The organism is Marinobacter koreensis, from assembly GCF_023156285.1.
In the GTDB taxonomy this organism is placed as follows: Bacteria; Pseudomonadota; Gammaproteobacteria; order Pseudomonadales; family Oleiphilaceae; genus Marinobacter; species Marinobacter koreensis.
In genome coordinates this window covers 675,477-687,646 of record NZ_JAKZAJ010000001.1, presented here as the reverse complement: position 1 = coordinate 687,646, position 12,170 = coordinate 675,477, and the positions used below count along the sequence as shown (strand labels likewise).

The 12,170-nt window shown below is 58.0% G+C and carries 10 protein-coding genes and 3 tRNA genes; 7 read left to right on the top strand and 6 right to left on the bottom strand.

Annotation, left to right across the window (positions count from 1 at the left end):
- Nucleotides 1-177: 177 nt before the first annotated feature.
- Nucleotides 178-1,584, top strand: coding sequence for a 3-oxoacyl-ACP reductase (locus tag MLD04_RS03250; RefSeq protein WP_248154724.1), 1,407 nt, complete (start codon nucleotides 178-180; stop codon nucleotides 1,582-1,584).
- An 83-nt stretch (nucleotides 1,585-1,667) separates the two neighbouring features.
- On the opposite strand, the gene MLD04_RS03245 is transcribed toward MLD04_RS03250, so the two are convergent.
- The 6 genes from MLD04_RS03245 to MLD04_RS03220 form a co-directional block, all read right to left on the bottom strand.
- Nucleotides 1,668-1,743 (bottom strand) — tRNA-Val (locus MLD04_RS03245).
- Nucleotides 1,744-1,751: 8 nt separating this feature from the next.
- Nucleotides 1,752-1,828, bottom strand: a tRNA-Asp gene (locus MLD04_RS03240).
- A 75-nt stretch (nucleotides 1,829-1,903) separates the two neighbouring features.
- Nucleotides 1,904-1,979, bottom strand: a tRNA-Val gene (locus MLD04_RS03235).
- A 174-nt stretch (nucleotides 1,980-2,153) separates the two neighbouring features.
- Nucleotides 2,154-2,393, bottom strand: coding sequence for a hypothetical protein (locus MLD04_RS03230; protein WP_248154722.1), 240 nt, complete (start codon nucleotides 2,391-2,393; stop codon nucleotides 2,154-2,156).
- A 102-nt stretch (nucleotides 2,394-2,495) separates the two neighbouring features.
- Nucleotides 2,496-3,311 (bottom strand): DUF2846 domain-containing protein, encoded by an 816-nt coding sequence (locus tag MLD04_RS03225; RefSeq protein ID WP_379883600.1) that lies wholly within the window; start codon nucleotides 3,309-3,311, stop codon nucleotides 2,496-2,498.
- A 207-nt stretch (nucleotides 3,312-3,518) separates the two neighbouring features.
- Nucleotides 3,519-4,472, bottom strand: a complete 954-nt coding sequence (locus MLD04_RS03220; protein WP_248154718.1) for a hypothetical protein — start codon at nucleotides 4,470-4,472, stop codon at nucleotides 3,519-3,521.
- A gap of 146 nt (nucleotides 4,473-4,618) precedes the next feature.
- Between MLD04_RS03220 and purE the strand changes: the two genes are divergently transcribed.
- The 6 genes from purE (at nucleotide 4,619) to MLD04_RS03190 (ending at nucleotide 12,144) form a co-directional block, all read left to right on the top strand.
- Nucleotides 4,619-5,110: a 5-(carboxyamino)imidazole ribonucleotide mutase gene (gene purE, locus MLD04_RS03215; RefSeq protein WP_248154716.1), complete on the top strand. Its 492-nt coding sequence runs from the start codon at nucleotides 4,619-4,621 to the stop codon at nucleotides 5,108-5,110.
- A gap of 348 nt (nucleotides 5,111-5,458) precedes the next feature.
- Nucleotides 5,459-6,577 (top strand): 5-(carboxyamino)imidazole ribonucleotide synthase, encoded by a 1,119-nt coding sequence (locus MLD04_RS03210; protein WP_248154714.1) that lies wholly within the window; start codon nucleotides 5,459-5,461, stop codon nucleotides 6,575-6,577.
- Between the two features lie 71 nt (nucleotides 6,578-6,648).
- Complete coding sequence (sodB, locus tag MLD04_RS03205; RefSeq protein ID WP_248154712.1) at nucleotides 6,649-7,227, top strand: superoxide dismutase [Fe]; 579 nt, start codon at nucleotides 6,649-6,651, stop codon at nucleotides 7,225-7,227.
- A 256-nt stretch (nucleotides 7,228-7,483) separates the two neighbouring features.
- Nucleotides 7,484-9,544, top strand: a complete 2,061-nt coding sequence (locus MLD04_RS03200) for a putative bifunctional diguanylate cyclase/phosphodiesterase (protein WP_248154710.1) — start codon at nucleotides 7,484-7,486, stop codon at nucleotides 9,542-9,544.
- Nucleotides 9,545-9,566: 22 nt separating this feature from the next.
- Nucleotides 9,567-10,154 carry a LemA family protein gene (locus MLD04_RS03195; RefSeq protein WP_248154708.1) on the top strand — a complete coding sequence of 196 codons (588 nt, stop codon included), beginning with the start codon at nucleotides 9,567-9,569 and terminating at the stop codon, nucleotides 10,152-10,154.
- Between the two features lie 10 nt (nucleotides 10,155-10,164).
- Nucleotides 10,165-12,144 carry a M48 family metallopeptidase gene (locus MLD04_RS03190; protein ID WP_248154706.1) on the top strand — a complete coding sequence of 660 codons (1,980 nt, stop codon included), beginning with the start codon at nucleotides 10,165-10,167 and terminating at the stop codon, nucleotides 12,142-12,144.
- Nucleotides 12,145-12,170: the final 26 nt, after the last annotated feature.

Sequence of the window (12,170 nt, the reverse complement as noted above, 5' to 3'; positions counted from 1 at the left end):
TATTCCCAATCCCCCTTCCCGACATTCAAAAATCAGCACAGCCAGTCTAGCGCCGAGACAATCTTGCTCATTGGCGCCTCTGACAATCGACCATAGGCATTGAGTCAATACAAAAACTAAAGGATTCTTTACCCTGTAGGTCAAATTGACACTCATTGTGAACGCAAGGAAGAACCCATGTCTGACCTCTATCTCAAATTCGTCAATACACCGGTGGGTAAAACCGCCGCCCAATCACTGGGACTGCCATCTCCGATTCCGCTGAAACGCCTCAAGCGTACCGACCAGCCCTTCATCGAAGGTGATGTCCTGGTCGGTGCCGCCGATGGTGCCCGAGCCATCGCCACTGTTGGCGCTACTCTCGGAGCGAGCGCCGCTACCCTGCATCACGCCTCAGGTCCGGATACGCTCGCCGACTCCGCCAAAGCGGGAAACAAGGCTAAAGCGCTGGAGATTACCGGAGATATTAACCAGAAATTTTCAGCCCTGGTCTTTGACGCCACCGGCATCAAGACGCCGGAGGGACTGCGGGCGCTTTACGACTTCTTCCACCCTACCATTAAAAAGCTTGCCGTAAACGGGCGTGTTCTCGTGATCGGGATGGATCCGGCGAGCTGCCGAAAGGCACCTCAGGCAGCGGCCCAACAGGCGCTTGAGGGCTTCGTTCGGGCCGTGGGCAAGGAGATTGGCAAGAAAGGCGCGACCGCCAACCTGATTCGAATGGCGCCAGGGGCCGAGGAACAACTGGACTCCAGCGTCCGCTTTTTCCTCTCGGTACGGTCGGCCTATGTTGATGGTCAGGTCGTCCGCATTGGCAAGAGCACCGAAGCACCAGCCACGAACCCGGTGGCGCCGCTCACCGGCAAGGTGGCTCTGGTCACCGGCGCTTCCCGGGGTATCGGCGAAGCGATCGCGCGCACCCTGGCCCGTGACGGTGCAACGGTTATCGGGCTGGACATTCCACCCGCGATGGAAGACCTCCAGAAAGTCACCGATTCCATCAAGGGCAAAGCCTTGGCCTGCGACATCACCGATGAAAGCGCGCCCAAGCTGATCGCCGATTTTGCCGAGGAGCACTTTGGTGGTATCGACCTGGTGATCCACAACGCCGGGATCACGCGGGACAAAACACTCGGCAACATGCCCGAGCACTTCTGGGACATGGCCATCGCGGTTAACCTGTCTGCCGAAGAACACATCGATGAGGAACTGATGAAGCGGGCGCTGCTGCGCCAGAACGGGCGAATCGTCTGCATCTCTTCCATCAGCGGTATCGCCGGCAACTTTGGCCAGACCAATTACTCCACCGCCAAGGCCGGTGTCATCGGTTATGTCGAATCCATGGCAAAACAGCTGAAAAATGGCATTACCATCAACGCCATTGCACCGGGCTTCATCGAAACCCAGATGACGGCCGCCATGCCAATCACTATCCGTGAAGCGGGCCGTCGCATGAACAGCCTTTCTCAGGGTGGCCAACCGGTCGACGTGGCCGAAGCCATTGCCTGGTATTGCAGCCCTGCTTCCAGCGGCGTCAACGGCAACGTGGTTCGGGTGTGCGGACAATCCTTGATTGGGAAATAACCGGAACGACGGGGCGGGCAACCGCCCCTTTTTTCAGACACAAAAAAAGAGGGCCGGTTAAAAACCGGCCCTCTTTTGAATTCTGGTGGGTGGTGCAGGGATCGAACCTGCGACCCTCGCCTTGTAAGGGCGATGCTCTCCCAGCTGAGCTAACCACCCGGGAAAAATGGCGGAGCGGACGGGACTCGAACCCGCGACCCCCGGCGTGACAGGCCGGTATTCTAACCAACTGAACTACCGCTCCGCATCAATTCCGGCTTTGAAGCCAGGAACCTGAAACCGGATGGGGTGATCCGGTGATGCCTGAAAGACTCTGAATTGGTGGGTGGTGCAGGGATCGAACCTGCGACCCTCGCCTTGTAAGGGCGATGCTCTCCCAGCTGAGCTAACCACCCCAACCGACCTTCTAGAGGCTTTCAAACGCTTGCTCTCTCAAGCAAGTGAGAGGCGCATTTTAAGCATTTCGTTGGCGGTGTCAAACCTTTTACGGAAATTTTCTCGAAAAATGCCCAAGCCATTAAAAATCGGACAATTTTCGGCTCATGGCCGCCTATTTATTGATCAGACAATCACGCCTGATCCTGCTCCGATCCGCTCTTCACCTGGCCCGCCCGGGCGGCTTTCTCCCGTAGCGACAGCTCACTCACCCTTGCCCGTCGTTCATCGGGTATTGCGCGACTGGCAAGTGACACATTGAGCTCATCGAGACGGCTGCGCCACTCACTGAGGCGCGCCGTGAGCCTCGGTATCAGATCTCCGGTCAGCCTTTCCACGCGCCCCTGACGTTCTGATTGGATTTTCCGTGACATTGTCTCAGCTTCCTGCACCACTTGGCTGGGCAGAGTTTAGTCAGGGATTGCCTTTACGACAATTGGCCAAAGCCGCACTCGAGTCGTCGCCCGGGCCAATGATCAGAAGATCCACCACCCGCCGGATTCTTCCTCTTCCCGCCGCTCTCGCTCTTTCTGGAGCTGGGCGTAATTGGACTTGAGCTCGCGGATTTTCCGGTCAGTTTCCAGCGGCACCGTCGGCCCGCCACCGAATGGCCAATACCAGGGCGCGGGTTCGTACTTGCCCTCCGCCTCAAGTCGCTGGATTTCAAGCTCACGTTCTTCCTGCAGGAATTCCAGGGTTTTCTCGTAATCCTTGTCTTCATTCACCTCGACAATGGACGCCGCGGCGTGGTTCGGTGCCAGCATGTCGCTGTTCAGGAAACGCGTCGAAATGAGTTCGTCGGCCTGCATGGCGTAATCACGGGTCACCAGCTGCAGGTCACCCTGCGCCAGCGGGTCTTCCGGATCGAGCGCAGGGTTTGGCTCCTCGGGCTCCGAAAGCTCATTGTAGCGGAGGTAATAGATGTGCCCGGGCTCCACCTTGAGCGAGGCGTCCGCAATTTTGCTGAGCGCGAATGAATTGACACCTTCGAGCCCCAGCAGCGGCCGTCTCATGGTGATGTGCCGTTCGCCGGGACTGACCTCCAGCCACGTGTAGCTATCATTGCGGATGTTGAAATAATGTACGTCGTCTATGTAAACGCTGGGCGCTTCCAGTTCATCGGCCGCCCACTGGGAATCCGTGCGGTAGAAATACAGGAGCGCGTTGTTCTGATTCCACTGATCGTTGGGGATATGCACGAAATCGTGCCCGGATACGGGATGCAGGAAAGACCCCGTACTCTTGCCGATTGACTGATAAACCGTGCATCCCGACATCGAGAGGGCAAGCATCAGCGCTACCGCCCACCCGGGACGGGTGGCCGGGGCAATCCCTCGCGGCAAGGCATTGGAGAATGACTTTCTCATTGTTCTGACTCTTCGTCCCAGTACGAGTGGGCCGATAATAACAACTGCCTGGCGTCAGAACTGAGAGCTACCGCAAGAGATGAATACAAACCGTTACAAAGCGAGCCATCTCTTGCGGCGACATGCGTCGACCTACTTCCCGGCGACCTGTGCCTTGAGGCGATCAACCTCGTCGGACAGGCGCACCAGTCGCGATGTCAGCTGCGAGCGCGACGCATCAATGGCTTCAACCGTCTTCTGCAGCGATGACAGTTCGCCCTTCAAGGCTTTCACCATTGACGCCTCTGCGACACCATTCGATTGCTTCTCGAGGGCAGAAATACGACTTTCCATGCCGTCGATGCCCAGCTTCTGCTCCTGCTCAAAACGTCGGATACGCTGATCGACCCGCTGGTCGACCTCCGCCATCTGCTGTTTCAGATCCGCAACCGTTGCGTTGATCTGGCCGGTCTTGTCCTCAACCGAGGCCAACGAGGTCTGGGTCTGCTTTTCCAGCGCAGCGATATCGGCTTTCAGCGAGGATTGCAGCTGTTCCAGCGAAGCCTCCAGTTGCCCGACCGACTTTTTGCTGGAAGCCAGGTCCGAGCTGAGAGACTTCAGGCGTTCCTCGTGGTCATCCAGACGGGGCTTGTTCTTCTCATTCGCGAGCACCCACAGTTTCCGGATCTCACTGTTTGCAGAGGCAACCGACTTCTTGTTCGAGGCAATCTGCTCCGAAAGCGATGCCCCCCTTTCCTGAAGATTTTCGCCGGTCTGGGAAAGCTCCCCCTCGAACCGGGCCAGCGCCAACTTGCTTTGGCGGGCCCAGTAGTCAGCTTCCTCCAGCTGCGACTCCAGCGCCTGGATACGCTGGTTCTGCAGGTACCAGCCGCCTGCACCCACGATTGCCAGCAACACCACAACCAGCCAGAGCATCGCACCACCGCCACGCTTATTCGCCCCCGCTACGGGTTGCTTTTTCCCGGGCGTAGCCGGCCTTCCCGGCTTCGATGGTGTTGGGCGTTTTTCTTTCCGGACCTTGTCGCTGGACCGACCAATCGGCGCATCGGCTCGTAACTCATCATCGTCTGGGCGGATGGGTTCCATTACTACTCCTGGACGTGGATATCAGACTGCGATAATACATGCAGTTATAAAACAGATGAAATGCAGACCACGCGGCTCCGAGGTTTGCAAGGTAAGTAGGCAAAACATACAATGGCCGGCTTTCCAATTATCTCAGGATGTTGCTTATGCAGCCGCTTGTAGGACTCATCATGGGCTCGAAATCCGACTGGCCCACCATGGAACACGCCGCCAACATGCTCGACAAGCTTGGCGTACCCTATGAGACCAAAGTTGTCTCCGCCCACCGTACACCGGACCTGCTGTTCGACTACGCCAAATCCGCTGCGGATCGCGGACTGAAGGTCATCATTGCGGGCGCAGGCGGCGCAGCACATCTGCCGGGCATGATCGCATCCCAGACACCGGTTCCCGTGTTGGGCGTTCCGGTCCAGTCCAAGGCCCTCAACGGACTGGATTCTCTGCTTTCCATCGTCCAGATGCCCGGCGGCGTTGCGGTCGGCACACTGGCCATCGGAAAGGCCGGCGCCACCAATGCCGGCTTGCTGGCGGCACAGATTATCAGCACATCCGACGACAGCGTCCGAAAAGCGGTAGAAGAGTTTCGCTCGACCCAGACACAGACAGTCCTCGATAATCCAGACCCAAGCGAGCAATAAGACCAGATCCTTCAGGCAAGGCTGATGCCCTGAACATGGGAGAAGGGAGTCTTGGGGGTATCCTTTCCAAAACACGCTACGAGCACATCCATGTGCGCTTGTTTCGGGCCATCCTTGGCCCTCTACAGTTTTGGAAAGGATACCCCCAAGACTCCCCGAACTTCATATAATAGGCGCACAGAGATAGAGCTGGGCACATCATCGCCAGAAGCCATGAAGCTGAAAGATTCTCTTGCAGTGCGAACTGGCGGATTTGCACAAGATCAGGTTGAGTGGTCCCCAACCCGCTCATACTCCCGAACTCAGGATTAAAATGCTAAACGGCCATACCATGGCAGGAGAACACAAATGAGAATTGGTGTACTAGGCGCCGGCCAACTCGGGCGCATGCTGGCCCTCGCCGGATACCCGCTGGCCAAGACCTTTGTATTCTACGACATGTCCGGCAGTCCGAGTGCCGGACTTGGCGAAGTGATCATCGACCGGGACGGCAAATACCTGGACGATTTCCTGTCCAGGGTAGATCGGGTGACCTACGAATTTGAACATCTCCCGGTCGAGGTTGCCGAGGCACTGGCAAAAGAAAAGCCGGTACACCCCTGCCCCCGCGCCCTGCAGGTTTGCCAGAACCGGGAAGCCGAGAAAAGCCTCTTCGGGCAACTGGGCATTCCAACCCCTCAGTGGAAAGTAGCCGACAGCGCAGAATCCCTGAAAGCAGCTGCCGAAGAACTGGGCTGCCCGGTGGTTGCCAAATCCATCACGGAAGGCTACGACGGCAAGGGCCAGGCGGTCCTGAAAGATCCTGAAGAGGCCACAAGCGCCTGGGAGAGCATCGGCCACCAGCGGGTAATTGTGGAAAAATTCGTCAACTTCAGCCGGGAAGTCTCCATTATTGCGGTGCGCGCCGAAGACGGCGATGTCGCCTTCTACCCGATGGCGGAGAACACCCATCACGAAGGCATACTGCGCTATTCCATCGCCCCGGCCCCATCACTGGCACCACACATCCAGGAAGACGCCGAACGGTATATCCGGGCTCTACTGAACGAAATGGACTACGTCGGCGTATTGACTCTCGAGCTCTTCGAAACCGACGATGGGCTGGTGGCGAATGAGATGGCACCCAGGGTCCATAATTCCGGACACTGGACGATTGAAGGCGCGATGACCAGCCAGTTTGAAAATCATATCCGGGCGGTCAGTGGCCACCCGCTGGGAAATGTGGCGCCTCGTGGTCTAAGCTGTATGATCAACATCATTGGCGAACACGGCGACATCGACAGGATACTTGAATTGCCCTACGCCCATGTCCATCTCTATAACAAGGGCGAACGCCCGGGACGAAAGCTGGGGCACATCAACATTCTGGCCGACAGTTACGAGGAGCTGGTATGGCGGGTAAGAAATTGCGCGCAGTTTCTGCCGGGCTGTCCCGAGTTTACAAGTTCCTTAACGCCAAGGGGTTGATTTGACTCAAATCGACCCTATATTGCGTAGTCGTACATTCACATAAACAGAGAGACAGGGAGAACGACCTCATGGCATTTGAACTTCCCGCACTGCCTTACGAAAAAAACGCACTGGAACCGCACATCTCTCAGGAAACACTCGAATACCATTACGGTAAGCACCACAACACCTACGTCACCAAGCTGAACGGCTTGGTGGAAGGCACTGACAATGCCAACAAGTCTCTGGAAGACATCATCAAGAGCTCCAGCGGCCCGCTGTTCAACAACGCCGCCCAGGTTTGGAACCACACTTTCTACTGGCACTGCCTGAGCCCGAACGGTGGCGGCGAGCCCACTGGCGCAGCCAAGGAAGCCATCGAGAAAGCCTTCGGTTCTTTCGAGGACTTCAAGAAGGAATTCAACGACAAGGCCGCCAACAACTTTGGTTCTGGCTGGACCTGGCTGGTGAAGAAGGCCGACGGCAGCGTTGCTATCGCAAACACCAGCAACGCCGAAACACCGCTGACCGGTGCGGACAAGCCGGTTCTGACCGTTGATGTCTGGGAGCACGCCTACTACATCGACTACCGGAACTCCCGCCCGAACTACCTCGAAGCTTTCTGGAATCTGGTCAACTGGGATTTCGTGAACGAAAACCTGGCCTGATCGATCCCTGATCGCCTTCTTGCGGCGGCCTTTCCAGGCTGCCGACGAAACGCCCGCCCAGCGCGGGCGTTTTTGTATCTATGGGGCACGAAAAGCGAACAAATTGAAACACGCGCGCCGGGACATCTTTGAAAAAATCTCCGATACTCAATGCAGTAACATTAAAAATAAACCATACTGATCTGGCTGGCGCGCCATGGGCCTCCCTCCCGGGATACGCGCACACGGATCACTGGATACGGAACAGCGGCCTGAAATGACGCATTCCTTTGAAACGGAACACCACCTGGGATATCGCATCCTCGGCTGGACACTGGCCATTGCGCTGGTCACCGGCGTGGTGGTGAGTGCCGTGCAAGTCGCTCTTGATGTCCAAAGGGTGTCCGATGAACTCGATGGCGACGCGCGACAGACCATTGCGATGGTTCAGGACGCCGCCACCCAGGCCGTTTTCAGCATCGATTCGGAACTGGCCCAACAGGTCGTTGATGGCCTGTTTGCCAAGGCGGCCGTTCACAGGGCCCGGATTACTCATCCGGACGGGCAGACCCTCGGCGAGCGCCGGAGCCCCCTGACCGAGGCCGGCTTTCGTCCCCTTACCGATCCGATCTTCGGCCATGAGCGCGAATACCGCCAACCGCTGATACGGCCAAGCGAACCCAACACTATCTACGGCTATCTGGATATCCAGTACGATACCGCGCCCGCGGCCAAAACCTGGCTCAACCGGTCCGCCGTGACATTTGGTTCGGTCATTGCAACTGCCCTCATCCTCGGCGTCCTTCTGTACGTGGTGTTCCACCTGCTACTGACTCGCCCTCTCCTGCGAATTGTCCGCTCGGTCAAGCAGGTCGACCCGGAGAACCCGGATGACCGGCTACTTGCAATGCCGGAGGGCCACAAACGGGATGAGCTCGGTTTGTGGATCAATGCCACCAACAATCTCCTGGTTGCCATTGCGGACAGCCAGAAGCGGCATCAAGAAGCCGAAGACCGGGTATCCCGGCTGTCGAAATACGATCAGCTCACGGGGCTACCAAGCCGGGACACGTTCATGGAGGTTCTCCAGCGAAACATCGACGAGGCCCAGCATCGAAACTACTCACTCGCCCTGTCTGTAGTCGGTATCGACGATTTCAAATCACTGAATGAACAAAGCGGTTTCCGGGTTGGCGACAAGGTGCTCCAGTCCATTGCCGATCGACTGACCAGCAAATTCGGCTCCGGCCGTTTTGCGCTTGCCAGGCTTGGCAGCGATCAGTTCGCAGTGCTTGAGAAGGAGCTCAATGACGGCTTCCAGGCAGCGGATTCAGCGGACAGGATCCTCAGCTGCATCCAGCTGCCCGTCTCGATTGATGGCCAGATGTTTTCCACGACTGCCACTATGGGCGTCGCGCTCTATCCTTCCGATGCGTCCGAGGCGGACCGGCTGCTACAGAGTGCCGAACAGACTATGACCCTGGCCAAGCAGCATGGCCAAAACCACTTCCAGTTCTATGTGGCCAGCATTGACCAGGAGATCCGGGACCGCAAGCTGCTGGAAAAGGACCTCAACAGTGCGCTGGACAAGCACCAGTTCCACCTGGTCTATCAGCCGCAAATCAACCTGGAAACCAAACGGGTGATTGGCGCAGAGGCACTGATCCGGTGGGAACACCCGGAGCGTGGACTGGTTCCGCCGGACCACTTCATTCCGGTGGCAGAAGCCAACGGATCCATCGTCGACATCGGTCAGTGGGTGCTGGATCAAGCCTGCTGGCAGGTCGCCCGCTGGGCAAAGGATGGTCAGCCCCTGAGGATGGCCGTGAACCTCTCTGCGGTGCAACTGGCACAGGACACTATCGTCGAGGATGTTCTCAATACGCTTGAGCGCCACCATATTCCAGCGGGCCGGCTGGAGCTGGAGGTCACCGAAACCAGCTTCATGACCAACCTGTCCGACGCGGTCGAAAAACTGCACGCGCTCCATCGGGCCGGCATCAGCATTGCTGTGGATGATTTCGGCACTGGCTACTCCTCTCTGACGTACCTGAAGCAGATGCCGGTGCAACACCTGAAAATCGACAAACAGTTCATCCGGGATCTGCTCATTAACGAGGAAGACACCCGGATTGCGAACACCATTATCGATCTTGGGCGCAGCCTCAACCTGACTGTCGTCGCCGAAGGCGTGGAGACGGAGGAACAGGAATACTACCTGTCACAACGTGGCTGCAAACTCGCCCAGGGGTACTTCTTCAGCAAGCCCCTGCCCGCGGATGAATTTGAGACTTTCGTTCAACGCTTCCACCAGCAGATCGTGGAAAATAACACCTGATTCACTACCCAGAGGAGCACCCATGGGCACGACCGTAATCGGCCTGGCAGTTATCGCCGTTGTCGTTATATACCTGGTATTTATCTACAACCGACTGGTTTCGCTGCGAAACGAGTTCAAGAATGGCTTTGCCCAGATCGACGTCCAGCTGCAGAGACGGCATGACCTGATCCCGAACCTGGTCGAATCCGCCAAAGCCTATCTCACTCATGAGAAATCCACCCTCACCCAGGTGATGGAAGCGCGCAACAACGCTGTCAGCGCACAAAAGGACGCGGCCAAGGACCCCGGAGACAGCACTCGCATCCAGCGTCTTGGCAGCGCTGAGAACCTCCTGACCAAAGCCCTCGCGAATTTTTACGCGGTGGCCGAAAACTACCCGGATCTGAAAGCCAACGAAACCATCCAGCAACTGATGGAAGAGCTGTCCAGTACCGAGAACCGGGTGGCGTTCTCGCGGCAGGCGTATAACGACGGTGTTATGAACTACAACATCTTCCGGGAGAAATTCCCGAACAACATCATTGCCGGAATGTTCGCGTTCAAGGAAACCGCCCAGTTGCAACTGGAGTCTCCGGAAGCCCGCCAGGCACCGAAAGTTTCCTTCTAAGGGCTGAATCATGGCCCACCCCGGTTTTTTCCAGCGCCAGGCCCATGCCCGGCGCAACACAGGGCTTCTGGTACTGCTGTTCAGTACTGCGGTGATCCTCATTACACTGGCGGTCTGCGTCGTCGGATATTTCGTGACGCGGAGTGAAACCTCCAATCAGCCCTTCCTCCACTGGCTGCTCTCCACCCACGGCCTGGTCACCGCGGGCGCGGTAGTCACACTGATCGGGATCGGCACCCTGGTTCGCTGGGTAGACCTGGCGGGGGGTGGTGAACGGGTTGCGAAAATGGTCGGTGCGCGGGCCGTTGCGCCGGACACCACCGATCGGGACGAGCGCAAGCTCCGGAACATAGTCGAAGAGATGGCCATTGCCAGCGGCGTTCCGGTCCCCGACCTTTACATCATGGACAACGAAACCGGCATCAACGCCTTCGTTGCTGGCTACACACCCGGGGAAGCCGTGATGGTGGTCACCCACGGCGCCATTACCCAGCTGACCCGGGACGAACTCCAGGGCGTGGTCGGCCACGAATTCAGTCACATCCTCAACGGCGATATGCGGCTGAACGTCCGCCTGATCGCGCTGCTCGCCGGCATCCTGATGATTGGCCAGATCGGCGGGTTCCTGTTGCAGTCCTCCTTCCATCGGCGCCACTATGTCTCACGCTCCAGCCGGGATAACCGGGGGCAGGCAGCGCTGGGGCTGGTCGGCCTGGCGCTTCTGGTCATCGGCTATGTGGGGGTATTTTTCGGCCGGCTGATCCAGGCAGCCGTCTCGCGACAAAGAGAAATGCTGGCGGATGCTTCCTCGGTGCAATTTACCCGAAACCCGGAGGGTATCGGCAGCGCGCTCTTCAAGATCGGACTTAAAGGCGGGTATCTGGATACCACGAGCCACGCCAGCGACATGAATCACATGTGTTTTGGCGAGGCCACCCGCATGAAGTTCAGCGCTTTGCTGGCCTCCCACCCTCCCATCGAAGAGCGTATAAACACGATCCAGCCAGGACTGATTGCACGGTTACGGAGCCGCCTGAGAGATACCCACCCGAGCGGAGAAATACACCGTGGGGCGGCGGCATCCAGCGCAAACCGTGCCGGTCTGACTCAGGTGGCCGAAGAGGTGTTTCAGCCGGTGCGGGGCCACCGTACAGCCTCAATCTCTGCAGCTGCCCCGGTGAACGCCGCCAACCTGTCGAAACAGGTCGGCACGGTCAGCGCCGAAGGCGAGGATTTTGCGATTCGTTTCCTGGAGCGGCTGCCCGCCACTTTCAAAAGCCTGCTTTACACCCGCGCTGGAGCCGTTCAGCTTTGCTACGCGCTTCTGGTTGCGAATTTGCCCCGGGAGCAGCAGAAAGAGCATCTGGCGCTGATTCCCCCGCATCCCATTCTCGGTTGCGAGCCGGAGCTGCTCGAAAAGCTGATACCCGCGCTGAAGATTATTGGTGACGGGGTACGCTTCCCCGCGCTGGAACTGGCGATGCCGGCCCTTCGCAAACTGGACCCGGAAGAGCGGGCCGGCCTGATCAGTAACGTCCGCAAACTGGCGGCGGCGGATCAGCGAATCAGCCTGTTCGAACTCACCCTGACCAGCTTCCTGTCACGCCATCTGGGCAAGAATGCCGGTCGCGTCGTACCGACACGCTACAAACGGTACAAACCCGTGTTGCCAGAGATCCAGCGCCTGCTGAGCCTGATGGCCCGAGCCGGCACTCAGGATCAGACCGAGGCCGAGACGCTCTATCGGCAAGCCATGGCAGGGTTCATTGATATGGGGAAAGGGGACGCAGCACCGGGCCTGGAGAAAGTCACCATGAAGCAGCTTCAGCAAGCGCTTATCGCCCTGAACAGCCTCTCGCCGCTACTCAAGCCAGCGATCATTGACGCCTGCGCCCACTGCGTCAGCCACGATGGAAAAGTCGAAATCAACGAGTACGAGTTGATGAGACTGGTGGCCGACCAGCTCGACTGCCCCATGCCTCCCATGTGAGGCCCGGGGCGGCCGGCGCCACCCAA

Coding starts and splice junctions, on each gene's coding strand:
- MLD04_RS03225 (WP_379883600.1), bottom strand. CDS start 3,311: ATGCTTGCCCTCTCGATGTCGGGATGCACGGTTTATCAGTCAATCGGC.
- MLD04_RS03220 (WP_248154718.1), bottom strand. CDS start 4,472: ATGGAACCCATCCGCCCAGACGATGATGAGTTACGAGCCGATGCGCCG.
- MLD04_RS03250 (WP_248154724.1), top strand. CDS start 178: ATGTCTGACCTCTATCTCAAATTCGTCAATACACCGGTGGGTAAAACC.
- MLD04_RS03230 (WP_248154722.1), bottom strand. CDS start 2,393: ATGTCACGGAAAATCCAATCAGAACGTCAGGGGCGCGTGGAAAGGCTG.
- MLD04_RS03195 (WP_248154708.1), top strand. CDS start 9,567: ATGGGCACGACCGTAATCGGCCTGGCAGTTATCGCCGTTGTCGTTATA.
- MLD04_RS03210 (WP_248154714.1), top strand. CDS start 5,459: ATGAGAATTGGTGTACTAGGCGCCGGCCAACTCGGGCGCATGCTGGCC.
- MLD04_RS03200 (WP_248154710.1), top strand. CDS start 7,484: ATGACGCATTCCTTTGAAACGGAACACCACCTGGGATATCGCATCCTC.
- sodB (WP_248154712.1), top strand. CDS start 6,649: ATGGCATTTGAACTTCCCGCACTGCCTTACGAAAAAAACGCACTGGAA.
- purE (WP_248154716.1), top strand. CDS start 4,619: ATGCAGCCGCTTGTAGGACTCATCATGGGCTCGAAATCCGACTGGCCC.
- MLD04_RS03190 (WP_248154706.1), top strand. CDS start 10,165: ATGGCCCACCCCGGTTTTTTCCAGCGCCAGGCCCATGCCCGGCGCAAC.